The following is a 15026-nucleotide window of genomic DNA, read 5'->3' on the forward strand; positions in this document are numbered from 1 at the left end:
TATTTAAGCGTTTTTATCATGGCTTGATCTGATAATGCATTATTAATCAAATGGTTATATATTGTTGATTATGCGTAGAAATCTCTTTGCACGGGTTGTTCCAGTAAAAAAAAGATGCCATCATTGCGCCCCAGTTCATTACCTTCCGCCTGACCACTGAGGACGCTGCCATGCTCGTAACACTGCGCATTCGCCACCCGCGTTTCTCCGTCATCTGTTGTTCGCATTTCTCGCTCACCATGCGGTGAGGCCAGCTTAACGCGCTATGCTTTTGGACATGACTAAAGACAGACGCGATCTGACTTTACTGATGTCTATCGGTTGTGGTGGTTGAACCGCCCGAAGTGACGTTATTCGCCGGGGAAATTTCCTCATTGCTGTGCCACTGGCACCCACTCATCCTTCATTACGGGGATTTGTGTTATGAATCCATTGAAAATCGCTGCCAGCGTAGCGGTAGCACCAAGCCTCAGCCTGAACACCGCACGTGATGTGGTGACGCTGGACAATACTGATTTTACGGATGTGGCGGCGGTTGTCGTCTCACTGGCGGATACGCGCAGCGGCGTGTTAACGCTGTTGCGCCAGACCGGCTTTAATTTGCCGGTGTTTGTGGCTAACGCGTTCGATGAAGAAGTGCTAAAGCTGCCGGGCGTGACCGGCGAAATCAATGGCGCTGAGGAAGAGTGGGAGGCGCTGGAAGACGCCGCGCAAGCCTATGAATCTGACCTGCTGCCGCCATTCTTCGATACGCTCACCCGCTATGTCGATATGCAGAACAGCACCTTTGCTTGCCCTGGCCATCAGGGCGGTGCGTTTTTCCGCAAACATCCGGCGGGCCGTCAGTTCTATGAATTCTATGGCGAGAACGTCTTCCGTTCCGATATGTGCAACGCCGACGTCAAATTAGGTGATTTGCTGATCCATGAAGGCTCGGCCAAAGATGCGCAGAAGTTTGCCGCTAAAGTCTTTAACGCCGACAAAACCTACTTCGTGCTGAATGGCACCTCCAGCGCCAATAAAGTGGTGACCAACGCCATGCTGACTCGTGGCGACCTGGTGTTGTTCGACCGTAACAATCACAAATCCAACCACCACGGCGCGCTGATTCAGGCGGGAGCCACGCCAGTGTATCTGGAAGCGGCCCGCAACCCGTTTGGCTTTATTGGTGGCATTGATGCGCACTGTTTCGATGAGGCTTATCTGCGTGAGCAGGTACAAAAAGTGGCGCCGCATCGTGCCAAAGAGCAGCGTCCGTTCCGTCTGGCAATCATCCAACTCGGCACCTATGACGGCACCGTGTATAACGCGCGTCAGGTGGTGGACCGCATCGGCCATCTGTGTGATTACATCCTGTTTGACTCCGCGTGGCTGGGCTACGAGCAGTTCATTCCGTTGATGGCAGGCTGCTCGCCGCTGACGCTGGAACTCAACGAAAACGATCCCGGCATTTTTGTTACGCAGTCGGTGCATAAGCAGCTGGCGGGTTTCTCACAGACTTCGCAAATCCACAAAAAAGACAACCACATCCGTGGGCAGAAACGCTTCTGTCCGCATAAGCGTTTGAACAATGCCTTTATGCTGCACGCCTCAACCAGCCCGTTCTATCCGCTGTTTGCTGCTCTGGATATCAACGCCAAAATGCACCAGGGCGATGCGGGGCGCAGCATGTGGCATGACTGCGTCACCCATGGCATTGATGCACGTAAAGCGATTCTGGAACGCTGCGAGATGATCCAACCGTTCCTGCCAGAGAAAGTGCACGGCAAACTGTGGCAATCTGCCGAAACCGACGCAATTGCTGCCGATCCTGCCTACTTTAGCTTTGAACCGGGCGCTAAATGGCACGGATTCGCGGGTTACGACGAGGGGCAATATTTAGTCGATCCCTGCAAGCTGCTGCTGACCACGCCAGGCATTGATGCCGCCAGCGGTGAGTACACCAGCTTTGGTATTCCGGCGACCATCCTGGCGAACTATCTGCGTGAAAACGGCATTGTGCCAGAGAAGTGCGACCTCAACTCCATCCTGTTCCTGCTGACCCCAGCGGAGAACACCGAGAAGATGGCGCACCTGGTGGCGATGCTGGAGCAGTTTGAAAACCACGTGAAAGAGGATGCGCTGCTGGCGGAAGTGCTGCCGAGTGTTTATCGCAAGAATATTGAGCGCTACAAAGGCTACACGCTGCGCCGCCTGTGCCAGGAAATGCACGATCTTTATGTTAGCTACGATGTGAAAGATCTGCAGAAGGCGATGTTCCGTGAGGCGTGCTTCCCGAAAGTGGAGGTGAACCCGCAGGATGCGCATCAGGCCTATATTCGTGGTGAAGTTGAGCTGGTGCCGATTGCCAAAGCAGAAGGCCGCATTGCAGCCGAAGGTGCCTTGCCATATCCACCAGGCGTGCTCTGTGTGGTGCCGGGTGAAGTGTGGGGCGGTGCGGTACAACGCTACTTCCTCGCGCTGGAAGAGGGGATAAATCTGTTGCCTGGCTTCTCACCGGAGCTGCAAGGGGTTTACACCGAGGAAGATGAGAGCGGTCGTAAGCATCTGGTGGCGAATATGATGGTGTAAACGGTGCGGTTTATTACCCTCACCCTAACCCTCTCCCGCAAGCGGGAGAGGGGACTTTTTAGGTAGTGCACATATTAACTAAGTGCTGGATCTGCCCCTTCTCCCGCTGGCGGGAGAAGGTTGGAATGAGGGCCACCAACGATTCCGTCAATACCGGTGATAACTGCGCTGCGCCTGGCTCACTTTATACAGATAACGGCGAGATTCTGCTGACGGATGGTTGGTGGTCAGCGTCTGATAAACCTGGCTCGGCGACATGCCGTTGATGGTTGAGAAGGCACGATCCTTATCACTGGAGAAGACACGCAGTACGCTTCCCGCACCGCCGTTGTAAGCGGTAATCACCGCATAACGACGTGACAGCGGATCCTGAATCCCACCTAAATAACTCTTCTGCAGCAGCGACAGATACGCGGTACCGGCATCAATGTTATTAGCTGGATCCAGCAGATAGCTGCGGCTCGGTTTGCCCCATTTCCCTTTCATACGGAACACATCCACCCCGGCCGTATGCTGAACCACCTGCATTAAGCCCAGTGCGTCAGAGTTGCTCACCGCATAGGGGTTGAAACTCGATTCGGTCTGCATAATCGCCAGAATCAAGGATGCATCAACGCCATACTCTTCAGCCGCTTTACGTACCAGCGGCAGGTATTTGTGCGCACGTTTGTCGAGGTGGTTCGGCACCATTGGAATGGTGACAGACCAGATCACATGCAGGCCAGAGGTGCGTTTTTGCAGCTTGTTCTGAATCAGGTAATCCGCAAAGCTGGCGGCGCGGCCCTGCCAGCGAATCGGTTGGCCGGTGTTATCCAATACCTGACCGTAAAGCAGCGGCTCTTTACTGATCTGGATATCGTTGGCATCGGAGTAGAGATCGACATTACCCGGATCGTCACCGATTAATAGCGTGGTAATGATCGCCTGGCGCAAGCTGGCCATTGGATCGGTACCTGCGATGGTCTCAATGGTGATGCTACCGCTGTCGAAGTTGATGTGACTGCGGGTGTAATAGCTGTCGCTGTATTTGACGTAATCCTTTGGTCCGGCGATCAGAACCTCATTGATTCCCCAAATATTTTCAATGTTGGCGGCAAACTGCCCCATCAGAATGTCGAAACCGTTGGTGTCCTTAACCCACTCTTCATGATACTGCGATTGTTTTTGTCCGGAGCAGGAAACCAAAAGTGGTGCAATCACCAACAGGGCTATCAGTTTTTTATTCATTGTAAATGCGTGCCTGATTCGAAAAAGAGGGCCTCAAAGGGAGGCCCTGAACGGTTATTTTTCCGGCGGGGTGAAACCTTCGATGTGCACATCTTTGCCTTCGAACAGGAAATTGATCATCTCCTTCTCCAGCACTTTGCGATCTTCCGGGTTCATCATGTTGAGCTTCTTCTCGTTGATCAACATGGTCTGCTTGGACATCCACTGTTGCCAGGCTTCTTTAGAAATCTCGTTATAGATGCGCTTGCCAATCTCACCAGGATAGAGCTGAAAGTCCTGACCTTCAGCGTCGCGTTGCAGAAACGTACAAAAAATGGTGCGGCTCATTACTCTTCCTCTTCGATCATGCTTGAACGCAGTGATAACTGCTGGGGATGGCGTAGTTCATGCAGTAAGCGCTCAACCGGCGCTGCCAATCCCACTGACGGTGGTTGCGCTAAGTTATACCAGAGACCGCTCACTTCATCCATCAGCGACCCGGCAGAAGGCCACGCCAGCCACATAGGCACAATATCTAAGTGGAAATGGCTAAAGGTGTGACGAAATGCCGTTAACTGCTGGGGTTTGGCATGAATACCGCGCTCGGCGAGCCAGTCAGTTAGCGCTTGCTCACTGGTGAACTGAGGAAAGCAGAACAAGCCACCCCACAGGCCCACTTGTGGGCGCTGTTCGAGGAACACTTCATCACCATGCTGAATCATCAGGAACCAGCCACTGCGTTCTGGAATGGTCACTTTGGGTTTCTTGCCCGGATACTCAGTCCAGCTGCTGTTGGCGTAAGCCACACAGCCATTGCTCAATGGGCAAATTTCACACTTAGGGCGTGAGCGAGTGCACACTAACGCGCCAAGATCCATCATCGCCTGGTTGAACTGGCTGACCCCTTCAGCGGGCGTAACCTCTTCACTGATCTGCCACAAACGTTTCTCAACGTCTTTTTTCCCCGGCCAACCGCCCACGGCATAGCAACGAGCCAGCACGCGTTTAACGTTGCCATCCAGAATCGGGAAATGCAGGCCGAGCGACAGTGACAGCACGGCTCCCGCAGTGGAGCGCCCCACGCCAGGCAGTGCGGCGACATCATCAAAATTGCGCGGAAATTCGCCACCGTGCTTATCGACCACTTGTTTCGCCGCTTTATGTAAATTGCGCGCACGGGCGTAGTAACCGAGACCGGTCCACAGGTGCAGGACTTCATCCAGCGGTGCCGCAGCCAGATCGGCGATCGTCGGGAAGCGCACCATAAAGCGTTCAAAGTATGGGATAACGGTGGCAACTTGCGTCTGCTGCAGCATCACTTCAGAGAGCCACACCTTATAAGGTGTCTTCTCTTGCTGCCATGGCAGAGTTTTACGGCCAAAGCGGTGATACCACTCCAGCACCTGTTGCGCGAACTGCGGCGCTTGCATCATTAGAAGGAAATTTTCCGTGTTTACTCTACAATCAGGCAGGAATTCCAGCACAGAGACATCAGGGTGTAAACCGGAAGATTGCAAAGGCTTGCTTCTGCTATCTAACTTTGCATAATGCCCGTTTCCCAGAATAGGCTAACCAGCAGGCTTCAACATGATAAATGACGTCATCACCCCAGAATTTGATGAGAACGGGCGGCCATTACGCCGTATCCGCAGTTTTGTGCGTCGCCAGGGGCGCTTAACCAAGGGACAGCAGCTGGCACTCGATAATTACTGGCCGGAGATGGGCGTCGAGTTTCAGCAGGAGCCGCTGGATATGGTGGCGCTGTTTGGCCGCGAAGCCCCAGTCGTGCTGGAGATTGGTTTTGGTATGGGCGCCTCGCTGGTGACCATGGCGCAGAACAATCCCCATCAGAACTTCCTCGGCCTTGAAGTGCATGCGCCGGGTGTCGGTGCGTGTCTGGCCTCGGCTAAAGAGGCGGGCGTGGAGAATCTGCGTGTGATGTGCCACGACGCTGTCGAAGTGCTGCAGCAGATGATCCCGGATAACTCGCTGCGTATGGTGCAACTGTTCTTCCCGGACCCGTGGCATAAAGCGCGCCACAACAAACGTCGCATTGTGCAGGTACCTTTTGCCGAGCTGGTGATGCGCAAGCTGAAGCTGGGCGGCGTCTTCCATATGGCAACGGACTGGGAAGATTATGCGACGCATATGCTGGAAATCATGAGCAGCGTAGACGGATATAAAAATCTGTCAGAGAGTCACGATTACGTGCCGCGTCCTGAAACGCGTCCGTTAACCAAATTTGAGCAGCGCGGGCAGCGATTGGGCCACGGCGTATGGGATCTGATGTTTGAGAGGGTGAAATAATGGCCGTACAGCGTAGCCGTCGTTTACGTAAAAAACTGCATATTGATGAGTTTCAGGAGTTAGGCTTCTCGGTTGCCTGGCGTTTTGCCGAAGGCACCACTGAAGAGCAGATTGATGCCACTCTGGATCAGTTCATCACTGAAGTGATTGATCCTAATGGCCTGGCTTATGATGGCAGCGGCTATCTGGTGTGGGAAGGTCTGGTTTGCCTGCAGGAAACCGGCAAATGTACCGATGAGCACCGCGAGTTAGTGCGTAAGTGGCTGGAAGCCCGCAACCTGACAGACGTTCAGGTGACTGAACTCTTTGACGTTTGGTGGGACTAAGTAATCGTGCCGCGAGTGGAAGGTGACCATGAATGGCCACCCTACAATTTCCGGCAGGTTATGAATATCGTAGGGTCGCCATTTATGGCGACCTTTTGCTAACTGCACACTACTGACACAGTGCAGAACATCCAGGAGATTTCATGGTTCGTAAGGCTCTTCTTACCGCACTGCTGCTGGCCGCAGCGACGCAGGCGCAGGCTGATTATCAGTGCAGCGTTAATCCTCAGGATGATGTGATTATCAAACCGCAGAGCGTACAGGTGGTGGGCACCAACGGTAACCTCGAAATCTCTCCGCAGGGTGATGTGACCTTTAACGGTCAGAAAGCCAATGTCGATAATGCGACACGCCAGAAAGCCATTGATTACCAGAACGCATTGCGCCGTGATTTACCTTGGGTTGATAACGGTGCCTCTACACGTCTGGAGCGCAGCCGTATTGCACTGGATAAAGTGATTGTGGAAAAGCTCGGGGCGAACAGCAACGTGCGTAATCGCCTCACCACTCTGGATGGTCAGCTGAAACAGCAGATGAACCGTATTATCGAGCATCGTCCCGATGGATTGACCTTCCACCATCAGGCGATTGATCAAGTGCGTGCGGACGGTGAAAAGCTGGTGCAGAGCACGCTCGGCGGCATTATGCAGGACAGTCTGAACGAGATGGGCAGCAGCCAGGCGGCGAGCGGTAGCAATCCATTGCAGGCGATTATGGGCAATTTGGGTGGCTTACAGCAGGCAGTTCAGGCGGAGTGGAAGAATCAGGAACAAGATTTCCAGAACTTCGGGCACGAGGTGTGTAACCGGGTGACGGATCTGGAAGGCCAGCGTAAAGCACTGACGCAGAGCCTTAAAGGTTAAGAAAACGTAGCGGCGCAATTTATTGCGCATCAGTCAGCAGCTTAGCTGCTTCAGGTCAGCACGATAAAGCGCGCCGCTACGTCTCAATCATTACTCGCTTTTGGCTTCTTCTGATGTCGCTTTGTTGCTGGCGACATAGTTATAAATAACCAACAAGGCGAAGCAGCCGGTGATGATCATCATGATCATCCCTTTATCCAGGTAGCGTGCCATATTGCCGAGGATGATGCCGGTGACGCCAAAATCGGTGTCAGAGAAGGTGGTATTGGTCAGCCCAATCGCACCCAGAACCGGCAACAGCGCCACTGGCAGGAAGGTGATGAGGATACCGTGCGCAAAAGCACCCAGCATCGCACCGCGTTTCCCGCCGGTCGCATTACCAAACACGCCCGCCGTCGCACCACAGAAGAAGTGCGGCACCACACCTGGCAAAATTAGCACCCAGTGCAGTTGTCCGAGGAAGAACAGCCCGACCAAGCCACCAACGAAGCTGGAGATAAAGCCCACCAGTACCGCATTAGGTGCATACGGGAAGACGATTGGGCAGTCCAGAGCCGGGCGTGCATTCGGCACCAGTTTTTCCGAGAAGCCGGTGAAGGCCGGGACGATTTCCGCCAGAATTAAGCGCACACCCTGCAGGATAATAAACACACCCGCTGCAAAGGTAATCGCCTGCACGAACGAGTACACCAGATAGTTCTGACCATGGCTAAACTGACTCTCTACATATTCCCGGCCAGCAGACACCGACAGAATAAAGTAAATAATCATCATCGTCAGTGAGATGGAGATGGTGCTGTCACGCAAAAAACTGAGGTTTTTTGGCATGTTCATCTCTTCAGTGGATTTCGAACCTTTACCCACTAATGAACCAATCCAACCTGACAGCACGTAGCCCACGGTTCCGGTATGTGCTAACGCAACCTGGTCGTGGCCGATGATTTTACGCATATGAGGTTGCGCGATGGCCGGGAAGATCGCCATCAGCATGCCGAGAGTGAGCGAGCCGGTATAAATCAGCTGCACACCTTCGAAACCCGCCACCGACAAAATAATGGCAATCATACAGGCCATATAGAATGTCACGTGACCTGAAAGATAGATGTATTTCAGGCGAGTGAAGCGCGCCACAATGATATTGGCCACCATACCAAACGCCATAATCAGCGTGGTGGGTGCGCCGTACTTCTCTAAAGCAATGGAAACCATCGCCTCATTATTTGGAATGATTCCCTGTACATCAAAAGCGTGTTTGAAGATATCGCCGAGCGGGGTTAACGAACCCACCAACACCGTTGCGCCACCTGCCAACACCAGAAAACCCAGGATAGTTTTTACCGTGCCCTTGATGATGTCCGGGAACGGTTTTCTTTGTGCAATCAGTCCAAACATCGCCACCAAACCAACCAGAATGGAGGGGACTTTCAGCACGTCGACAACTACCAGTAAAAGGTTTTGTATAAACATAATAACCTCAGCGGTAAATGTTCTATACCCAAAATAATTCGAGATTCAGGAAGGCGGCAAGTGCATGAATCCTCAGGAGCTTACCGAAGTAAGTGACTGAGGTGAGTGCACGTAGCCAACGCACCTGAAATTTGAAGTATGAAGGGTATATTTTCAGTAGGTTGAGAGGGCTATTTATTAAAGTAACTACGAACTTTTTGCTCAATCTCTTTCAGATCAATGATGTTGTTGATGATGATCACTTTGTCTTCTGGAAGATTGGCGCTATAGGCAATGTCTTTTGCCATCACAAACACATCTGCTACATCAGGCGTCACCGAACCCAAATCGGAATGCTCGACGTCGGCGGTGACATCAATCATCTTCAGCACTTTTTTGATGTTCATTTCCATCATGAAGCTGCTTCCCAGGCCGGAGCCACAAACTGCCATTATTTTCATCGTTGACCTCGTTGATTTTTAAACGGAATGATTAATTGTCTGATAACAAATGGGTGCTGAGTTCAGCTTGATTGGTGCTGCTGAAGATCTGTGCCATTTTTTCCTCATCGGAAAGGACTTCAGCCAGCTGAGAAATCATTTCGATATGGCTGTTGCTGTCCGGTGCGGAGAACATAAAAAGGATGTCTACCGGGTCGTTTTCATCCGCATCAAAAGAGACCCCCTGCGCCAGTTTGAGCACGGATAACGCCAGCTTTTTAGCCCCTTGCTCGGGTCGGGCATGCGGCATGGCGATGCGCGGCGCAATCACAAAATAGGGTCCAATTTCCAGCTTCTGCTGGATGATGGTGTCAATGTAATCCTGCGTAATCGCCCCTTCCTGCAGCAAAGGACGTCCTGCCACCTCAATCGCCTCTTGCCAGTTTGAGACGTTATCGAGGTACTGAATTTTTTCTTCATTCAGCCATTTAGCGAGATGCGCCATGGTGATCTCCTGAAGTCAATGTGACTGAAGCTGTCATCATTTCCATGATGAGATGTACAGTCATGTTTGAATGAAATTCCCTGGTATTGGTGGTGTTTTTAATCGTCAGTCTTGGCTTCTCTGTGCTGATGAGAAGATTTTTTTCCTTAACTTACTAATAATTATTGTTATTAGTTAAGCGAGTAAAAAACTCATTAGTTAAAGATGTCTAGTCATCTTGATAATGCTCCTCGACCTGTACAGATACAATATGTAATATTGAAATCTGGCTGGACAGGTTGCTATTGAATGCAAAAGCGTTAACTGGATCACATCCATAAGCGGTGGAGGTGGCGCAATGAAAATAAATTCAGGCATACGTGTTGAGTCACCGAGCGCAACTTTGCACTCGCACACTTATTGGGAAGCATGTTGATGGCCGATGGCATTACCGAGAAGCAAAAAGAGGTGGTCGATTACCTCCTGCAAAAAATCAAAGATGACGGGCTGCTGCCGGGTGACAAACTGGACACCGAAATCGCTATTGCCAAAAACATCGGTATCACGCGGGCAACGGTGCGCGAAGCCACACGCATTCTCATTGAGCAGCAGCGCATTTATCGGGTGAAGGGCTCGGGGCTGTTCGTCGGCTCGACCGGAAAAAGCGATCACGTTGGCCGATTTCACGCATTGTCCCCCTTTGATTTTCAGGCGCAAAAGAAAGGGTACAAAGGGGTTCGAAAAGTTATCACCGTCAGCATCATGCAAGTCCCTACCGCTGACATGGCTCAGGCGTTGCGCATCAAACCTAACGATCAAATTTATAAAGTGGTGCGTCTGATGAGCTTCGACGATATTCCGGTGGCGCTGGAATATAACCACTTTCCGGTCAGCATGTTTAGCAGCATGGAATTCAGCAAGCTGGAAATATCCAAATACTCCTACATTGAGCAGATCACCGGTAAGAAGGTGCAGCGCAGGGAACAGCACTTAAATGCCATCAATGTGACGGATGAAGAGCAGATTAGATTGCTGAATTTCAATCAGAATGGTGCGGCGTTAGAGATTTATGAAACGGTCTATCTTGATGATGGCGCACCTTGTGAGGTGAACATCGCCATTATTAATACGCAGTTGCTGCAGCTCAGACAAAATACCGAAAGGCCATAACGGATAACCCAGTATTCACTGGGCCATCCGCATATCATTACTTCTCTTCAGGCAGGAACAGCTCTAACAGAGAGTTCAGGAACAGCTTCCCTTTCTCCGTGATTTGCCAGTGTTCAGCAGTTTCATCCACGTAACCGGCGGCAATCGCCTGGTCTATCTGTGGTCGAATCTCCTGCTCATCCAGCCCGGTGTAGCGGCGGAAATCGGCGCGCGGTGCCGCTTCCAGCAAGCGGAATCGGTTCATGAAGAATTCAAACGCTTTATCTTCGTTCTCGACGTCGTGCTGTTTATCGAGGTAGTTACCCTTCATAAATCCGCGTGGATGGCGGGTTTTCACCGTGCGCACAATCCGGCCGTCTGGCTGGGTGAGTTTGCCATGAGCGCCACAGCCAATGCCGAGGTAGTCACCGAAACGCCAATAGTTGAGATTGTGTTCGCAGCGATAGCCCGGTTTGGCGTAAGCCGAGGTTTCATACTGCTGATAGCCCGCGGCGCTCAGCAACTGATGACCTTGCTCAAAGATGTCCCACAGCGCATCGTCATCGGGCAGTTTCGGCGGACGCGAGCCAAATAGCGTGTTGGGTTCAATGGTCAGCTGATACCACGACAGATGTGGCGGATTGAGCGCAATTGCCTGGCGCAAATCGTCCAGCGCCTCTTCCAGAGACTGATCCGGCAAGCCGTGCATCAGGTCGAGGTTGAAACTGCGCAGGCCCAGCCCGGCCGCCAGGTGCGCCGCGCGGACCGCTTCCTCTGGTCCGTGAATACGACCCAGACGCTCCAGCTTCTGTGGGCTAAAACTTTGCACGCCAATCGAAATACGGTTGATGCCGGCTTTCTGGTAGCCGCTGAAACGGTCCGCTTCAACGGTGCCCGGATTGGCTTCCATGGTGATTTCTGCATCGGCTGCTAACGGCAGGCGCGCACGCACGCCATCCATTAGCATCTGCATCGCATTGCTGCTCAGCAGGCTCGGTGTACCGCCACCAATAAAAATGGTGCGCACTTCACGTCCGGCGGTGAGCGGCAAATCCTGTTCGAGATCGCTAAGCAGGTGCTGCACATACTCGATGTGCGGCACCTCGCCTTTTAACGCGTGAGAGTTGAAATCACAGTATGGACACTTCTGCACACACCACGGAATGTGGATGTAGAGGCTTAACGGAGGTAACTCAGGCATTGCGCATCGCTTCCAACAACAGCGTCAATGCTTTGCCACGATGAGAAACGGCACGCTTCTCATCTTTCGTCAGCTCACCGGCGGTTTTGCCCAGTTCCGGCACGTAGAAAATCGGGTCATAGCCGAAGCCGCCTTCACCGGCCGCCGCACGGGTAATCTCGCCCGCCCAGCTACCGTGAAACACCAGCGGCGTCGGATCCGCCGCGTGGCGCACATATACCAGCACGCAATGAAACTGCGCCTGACGTTGGCCATCTGGCACATTTTCCAGCGCGACCAGCAGCTTTTCCAGGTTCTGCTGATCGCTGGCGTCGAGGCCGGCGTAGCGTGCAGAGTAGATGCCCGGCGCACCGCCGAGTGCATCCACCGCCAGACCGGAGTCATCGGCAATCGCAGGCAGGCCAGTAATCTGCGCCGCATGGCGTGCTTTGAGGATGGCATTTTCAATGAAGGTCAGGCCGGTTTCTTCCGCTGACTCCACGCCCAACTCGGTTTGCGCCACGATATCCAGGCCAAAAGCCGCTAACAAATCGGCCAGTTCACGAACTTTGCCCGGATTACCGGTGGCGAGTACAACTTTTTGCATAACAGTTCCAGATTAACGAATTACAGCAGGTACCAAAGGCCTGGGAACAGGTCCATGCCGAGGAAATTCAGCGCGTACAGCACCAGAATCACAATCATGGCAGAGAAATCGATGCCGCCCATAGCAGGCAGAATGCGGCGAATCGGTGCCATCAGCGGCTCGGTCAACTGAATTAGAACGTAATCAATCGGGCCGCGACCCTGGCTGATCCAGCTCATCAGTGAACGGATGATGATGACCCAGAACACCAGATATCCGGCAGATTTTACTAATGACAACAAGCCCACCAGCAGGTTAGTCGGGTCAACGGAGAACACCCCGACCTGAATCAGTAGCAGCACCGGATATTTAAGCGTAGTCAGGACAAACGCCAACACCAGTGAGGCGGTATCAATCGGGCCCAGCGCCGGTAACACGCGGCGCAGCGGCTTAATGATTGGCTGTGTAATCTTCACCACAAACTGTGACAGCGGGTTATAGAAGTCACAGCGTGACCACTGCATCCAGATACGCAGCAGCAGTACCATCACGTACAGGTCGATCAGCGTTTTGACTAAAAACGTCATTGTTAACATGAGGTTCCTCAATTATTGTTGTGAAGGTCGCGCATAATCCCGCGCGCCAAAAACGGCGGTTCCAATGCGCACCATGGTGCTGCCAGCGGCGATTGCCGCATCCATGTCGTCGCTCATTCCCAGAGAAAGCGTATCGACGTCAGGGTAATCCTGTTTGAGGGCGTGAAACGCGCTCGCCATCTGCTGGCAGACGGCCAACTGACGATCATAGTCTGATTCTGGTGCCGGAATTGCCATCAATCCCCGCAAGCGCAAATGCGGCAGTGCCGCGATCTGCTGAGCCAGCTCTGAAACGGCCTCCAGCATGATGCCAGATTTGCTGTTCTCGTCACTGATATTTACCTGAATTAACACGTTAAGCGGTGGCAGTGCTGCCGGACGCTGGTCGTTAAGACGCTGTGCAATACGCAGGCGGTCAACGGTGTGGCACCAGGCAAAGTTTTCCGCCACCAGGCGACTCTTATTGGATTGTAGCGGCCCGATAAAGTGCCATTGCAGATCAGGATGTGCGGCCAGCTCAGCCACTTTTTCAACCCCCTCCTGCACGTAATTTTCACCGAAGGCGAGCTGCCCGGCAGCGATAGCATCTGCGACGGCGCTCGCAGGTTTGGTTTTGCTCACTGCAAGCAGGGTAATTTCTTCTGGCGCGCGACCGCAACGTGCGGCAGCGGCGGCGATGCGCTCACGCACTTGCTGTAAGTTGTGCTCAATGGAAGTCATAGTCAGGAGAAGTTAAATGGATTTGGATGAAGTAGTGGCCCTTAGTGTAAAGCATAACGCCGCCGATCTGCACCTTTGCAGCGGACATTTGCCTCACTGGCGACGACAAGGCGTACTGGAGCCGATTCCCCAGCAGGGCGAACTGGCTGCTGACTGGCTGGAGGCGTTTATCGAGCAGTGGATGAGTGGTGTGCAACAAGAAGAGTTGGAAGAGAACGGACACGTCGATTTCGCCATCACCCTACAAAGCGGCGTGCGACTGCGTGCCAATATCTTTATGCAGCGGCAGGGCTTATCGCTGGCTCTGCGTTTGATTGCCAGCCGTGCGCCCAATCTACACAGCCTGCAGCTTCCTGAGGTGGTGCAGCAACTGCTGCAGTTGGAAGAAGGGCTGATTTTAATTACCGGCGCCACCGGAAGCGGCAAATCCACTACGCTTGCGGCGATGGTGGATGCCCTTAACCGCGAACAAGCGCGACACATCATCACGCTGGAAGACCCGATTGAGTTTGTGCATCACAGCCAACGCTCACTGATTCAGCAACGGGAAGTCGGCACGCACACCGCCTCGTTTCAAAAGGCGTTGAAAGCGGCGCTGCGTGAAGACCCGGATGTGATTCTGTTAGGGGAGTTGCGCGACAGTGAAACGATTCGTCTGGCGCTGACCGCTGCTGAGACCGGGCATCTGGTGTTGGCAACCTTGCATACGCGCGGAGCGACACAGGCGGTGGATCGTCTTGTTGATGTGTTTCCTGCAGAAGAGAAGAATCTGGTGCGTACCCAACTGGCGGGGAGCCTGAAAGCGGTACTGGCGCAGCGACTGGTGCCAGCCATCGAGGGCGGACGAATAGGGCTATTTGAGGTGTTGGTGGCGACGCCTGCGGTGGTGAATTTGATTCGTGAAGGGAAGATGCATCAGCTACCCGGCGTGCTGCAAACCGGCGCGCAATCGGGTATGCAGACTTTTGCGCAAAGCGAACAGGAACGGCGGCAGTCGGGACTAATTTAGATGGGATGGTCGCCATGAATGGCGTAATGCCGCTCAATTAAGCATTAATTTGCATATGTATGCAGGTGCGCATGAATGCGCACCCTACGTAAAACGCGCCAATGCATTGTAGGGTGCGCATTTATGCGCACTGAGTCCATTAA

17 protein-coding genes are annotated in these 15026 nt (G+C 53.0%); 6 read left to right on the forward strand and 11 right to left on the reverse strand.

Features of this window, described 5'->3' with window-relative positions:
• Positions 1-68: 68 nt before the first annotated feature.
• On the reverse strand, positions 69-227 hold the full coding sequence (locus PSSD_RS27690; RefSeq protein ID WP_167347651.1) for a hypothetical protein: 159 nt from the start codon (positions 225-227) through the stop codon (positions 69-71).
• A 196-nt stretch (positions 228-423) separates the two neighbouring features.
• Between PSSD_RS27690 and PSSD_RS01785 the strand changes: the two genes are divergently transcribed.
• Positions 424-2571 (forward strand): ornithine decarboxylase, encoded by a 2148-nt coding sequence (locus PSSD_RS01785; protein WP_039327238.1) that lies wholly within the window; start codon positions 424-426, stop codon positions 2569-2571.
• A 147-nt stretch (positions 2572-2718) separates the two neighbouring features.
• On the opposite strand, the gene mltC is transcribed toward PSSD_RS01785, so the two are convergent.
• The 3 genes from mltC to mutY are packed head-to-tail and all read right to left on the reverse strand — an operon-like array spanning position 2719 to position 5210.
• Complete coding sequence (gene mltC, locus PSSD_RS01790; protein WP_039327242.1) at positions 2719-3798, reverse strand: membrane-bound lytic murein transglycosylase MltC; 1080 nt, start codon at positions 3796-3798, stop codon at positions 2719-2721.
• Positions 3799-3852: 54 nt separating this feature from the next.
• A complete protein-coding gene (locus tag PSSD_RS01795; protein WP_034823278.1) occupies positions 3853-4125 on the reverse strand; it encodes an oxidative damage protection protein in 273 nt (90 codons plus the stop codon).
• On the reverse strand, positions 4125-5210 hold the full coding sequence (gene mutY, locus PSSD_RS01800) for an A/G-specific adenine glycosylase (protein ID WP_058969081.1): 1086 nt from the start codon (positions 5208-5210) through the stop codon (positions 4125-4127). Before mutY ends, PSSD_RS01795 begins: the two co-directional genes overlap by 1 nt.
• Before the next feature lie 154 nt (positions 5211-5364).
• Between mutY and trmB the strand changes: the two genes are divergently transcribed.
• The 3 genes from trmB to PSSD_RS01815 all read left to right on the forward strand — a co-directional run bounded on the left by trmB (position 5365) and on the right by PSSD_RS01815 (position 7273).
• Positions 5365-6084 (forward strand): tRNA (guanosine(46)-N7)-methyltransferase TrmB, encoded by a 720-nt coding sequence (gene trmB / locus PSSD_RS01805; RefSeq protein ID WP_039327249.1) that lies wholly within the window; start codon positions 5365-5367, stop codon positions 6082-6084.
• Positions 6084-6410, forward strand: coding sequence for a YggL family protein (locus tag PSSD_RS01810; RefSeq protein ID WP_039327253.1), 327 nt, complete (start codon positions 6084-6086; stop codon positions 6408-6410). The genes trmB and PSSD_RS01810 overlap by 1 nt, the downstream gene beginning before the upstream one ends.
• A gap of 143 nt (positions 6411-6553) precedes the next feature.
• The gene (locus PSSD_RS01815) at positions 6554-7273 is read left to right on the forward strand and encodes a YggN family protein (RefSeq protein WP_039327258.1); all 720 of its coding nucleotides are present in this window, start codon (positions 6554-6556) and stop codon (positions 7271-7273) included.
• 90 nt (positions 7274-7363) lie between these two features.
• Here the strand turns inward: PSSD_RS01815 and ulaA are convergent, their stop codons facing one another.
• From ulaA to PSSD_RS01830, 3 genes are all read right to left on the reverse strand, one after another.
• Positions 7364-8740 carry a PTS ascorbate transporter subunit IIC gene (gene ulaA / locus PSSD_RS01820; RefSeq protein ID WP_039327261.1) on the reverse strand — a complete coding sequence of 459 codons (1377 nt, stop codon included), beginning with the start codon at positions 8738-8740 and terminating at the stop codon, positions 7364-7366.
• Positions 8741-8910: 170 nt separating this feature from the next.
• Positions 8911-9180 (reverse strand): PTS sugar transporter subunit IIB, encoded by a 270-nt coding sequence (locus PSSD_RS01825; RefSeq protein WP_039327264.1) that lies wholly within the window; start codon positions 9178-9180, stop codon positions 8911-8913.
• A 31-nt stretch (positions 9181-9211) separates the two neighbouring features.
• Entirely contained in the window at positions 9212-9664 is a 453-nt protein-coding gene (locus PSSD_RS01830) for a PTS sugar transporter subunit IIA (protein ID WP_058969082.1), read from the reverse strand.
• Positions 9665-10078: 414 nt separating this feature from the next.
• On the opposite strand from PSSD_RS01830, the gene PSSD_RS01835 reads away from it, so the two are divergent.
• A complete protein-coding gene (locus tag PSSD_RS01835; RefSeq protein WP_039327270.1) occupies positions 10079-10813 on the forward strand; it encodes a GntR family transcriptional regulator in 735 nt (244 codons plus the stop codon).
• Between the two features lie 37 nt (positions 10814-10850).
• Here the strand turns inward: PSSD_RS01835 and hemW are convergent, their stop codons facing one another.
• The 4 genes from hemW to PSSD_RS01855 are packed head-to-tail and all read right to left on the reverse strand — an operon-like array spanning position 10851 to position 13874.
• Positions 10851-11993 carry a radical SAM family heme chaperone HemW gene (hemW, locus tag PSSD_RS01840; protein WP_058969084.1) on the reverse strand — a complete coding sequence of 381 codons (1143 nt, stop codon included), beginning with the start codon at positions 11991-11993 and terminating at the stop codon, positions 10851-10853.
• Positions 11986-12579: an XTP/dITP diphosphatase gene (locus PSSD_RS01845; RefSeq protein WP_058969086.1), complete on the reverse strand. Its 594-nt coding sequence runs from the start codon at positions 12577-12579 to the stop codon at positions 11986-11988. The genes hemW and PSSD_RS01845 overlap by 8 nt, the downstream gene beginning before the upstream one ends.
• A gap of 20 nt (positions 12580-12599) precedes the next feature.
• Entirely contained in the window at positions 12600-13154 is a 555-nt protein-coding gene (locus PSSD_RS01850; protein WP_039327279.1) for a YggT family protein, read from the reverse strand.
• A 12-nt stretch (positions 13155-13166) separates the two neighbouring features.
• Complete coding sequence (locus PSSD_RS01855; protein WP_039327282.1) at positions 13167-13874, reverse strand: YggS family pyridoxal phosphate-dependent enzyme; 708 nt, start codon at positions 13872-13874, stop codon at positions 13167-13169.
• 16 nt (positions 13875-13890) lie between these two features.
• Here PSSD_RS01855 and PSSD_RS01860 point away from each other — a divergent pair, with 16 nt between their 5' ends.
• A complete protein-coding gene (locus PSSD_RS01860; RefSeq protein ID WP_058969089.1) occupies positions 13891-14883 on the forward strand; it encodes a type IV pilus twitching motility protein PilT in 993 nt (330 codons plus the stop codon).
• Positions 14884-15026: the final 143 nt, after the last annotated feature.

Origin of the sequence: Type-D symbiont of Plautia stali, from assembly GCF_001485335.1 — a bacterium.
Taxonomy (GTDB): Bacteria; Pseudomonadota; Gammaproteobacteria; order Enterobacterales; family Enterobacteriaceae; genus Pantoea; species Pantoea vagans_C.

What these genes read in the sequence shown, in the direction of transcription:
- PSSD_RS27690 (WP_167347651.1), bottom strand. Translation starts at nt 227, where the DNA reads ATGCGAACAACAGATGACGGAGAAACGCGGGTGGCGAATGCGCAGTGT.
- PSSD_RS01785 (WP_039327238.1), top strand. Translation starts at nt 424, where the DNA reads ATGAATCCATTGAAAATCGCTGCCAGCGTAGCGGTAGCACCAAGCCTC.
- mltC (WP_039327242.1), bottom strand. Translation starts at nt 3,798, where the DNA reads ATGAATAAAAAACTGATAGCCCTGTTGGTGATTGCACCACTTTTGGTT.
- PSSD_RS01795 (WP_034823278.1), bottom strand. Translation starts at nt 4,125, where the DNA reads ATGAGCCGCACCATTTTTTGTACGTTTCTGCAACGCGACGCTGAAGGT.
- mutY (WP_058969081.1), bottom strand. Translation starts at nt 5,210, where the DNA reads ATGATGCAAGCGCCGCAGTTCGCGCAACAGGTGCTGGAGTGGTATCAC.
- trmB (WP_039327249.1), top strand. Translation starts at nt 5,365, where the DNA reads ATGATAAATGACGTCATCACCCCAGAATTTGATGAGAACGGGCGGCCA.
- PSSD_RS01810 (WP_039327253.1), top strand. Translation starts at nt 6,084, where the DNA reads ATGGCCGTACAGCGTAGCCGTCGTTTACGTAAAAAACTGCATATTGAT.
- PSSD_RS01815 (WP_039327258.1), top strand. Translation starts at nt 6,554, where the DNA reads ATGGTTCGTAAGGCTCTTCTTACCGCACTGCTGCTGGCCGCAGCGACG.
- ulaA (WP_039327261.1), bottom strand. Translation starts at nt 8,740, where the DNA reads ATGTTTATACAAAACCTTTTACTGGTAGTTGTCGACGTGCTGAAAGTC.
- PSSD_RS01825 (WP_039327264.1), bottom strand. Translation starts at nt 9,180, where the DNA reads ATGAAAATAATGGCAGTTTGTGGCTCCGGCCTGGGAAGCAGCTTCATG.
- PSSD_RS01830 (WP_058969082.1), bottom strand. Translation starts at nt 9,664, where the DNA reads ATGGCGCATCTCGCTAAATGGCTGAATGAAGAAAAAATTCAGTACCTC.
- PSSD_RS01835 (WP_039327270.1), top strand. Translation starts at nt 10,079, where the DNA reads ATGGCCGATGGCATTACCGAGAAGCAAAAAGAGGTGGTCGATTACCTC.
- hemW (WP_058969084.1), bottom strand. Translation starts at nt 11,993, where the DNA reads ATGCCTGAGTTACCTCCGTTAAGCCTCTACATCCACATTCCGTGGTGT.
- PSSD_RS01845 (WP_058969086.1), bottom strand. Translation starts at nt 12,579, where the DNA reads ATGCAAAAAGTTGTACTCGCCACCGGTAATCCGGGCAAAGTTCGTGAA.
- PSSD_RS01850 (WP_039327279.1), bottom strand. Translation starts at nt 13,154, where the DNA reads ATGTTAACAATGACGTTTTTAGTCAAAACGCTGATCGACCTGTACGTG.
- PSSD_RS01855 (WP_039327282.1), bottom strand. Translation starts at nt 13,874, where the DNA reads ATGACTTCCATTGAGCACAACTTACAGCAAGTGCGTGAGCGCATCGCC.
- PSSD_RS01860 (WP_058969089.1), top strand. Translation starts at nt 13,891, where the DNA reads ATGGATTTGGATGAAGTAGTGGCCCTTAGTGTAAAGCATAACGCCGCC.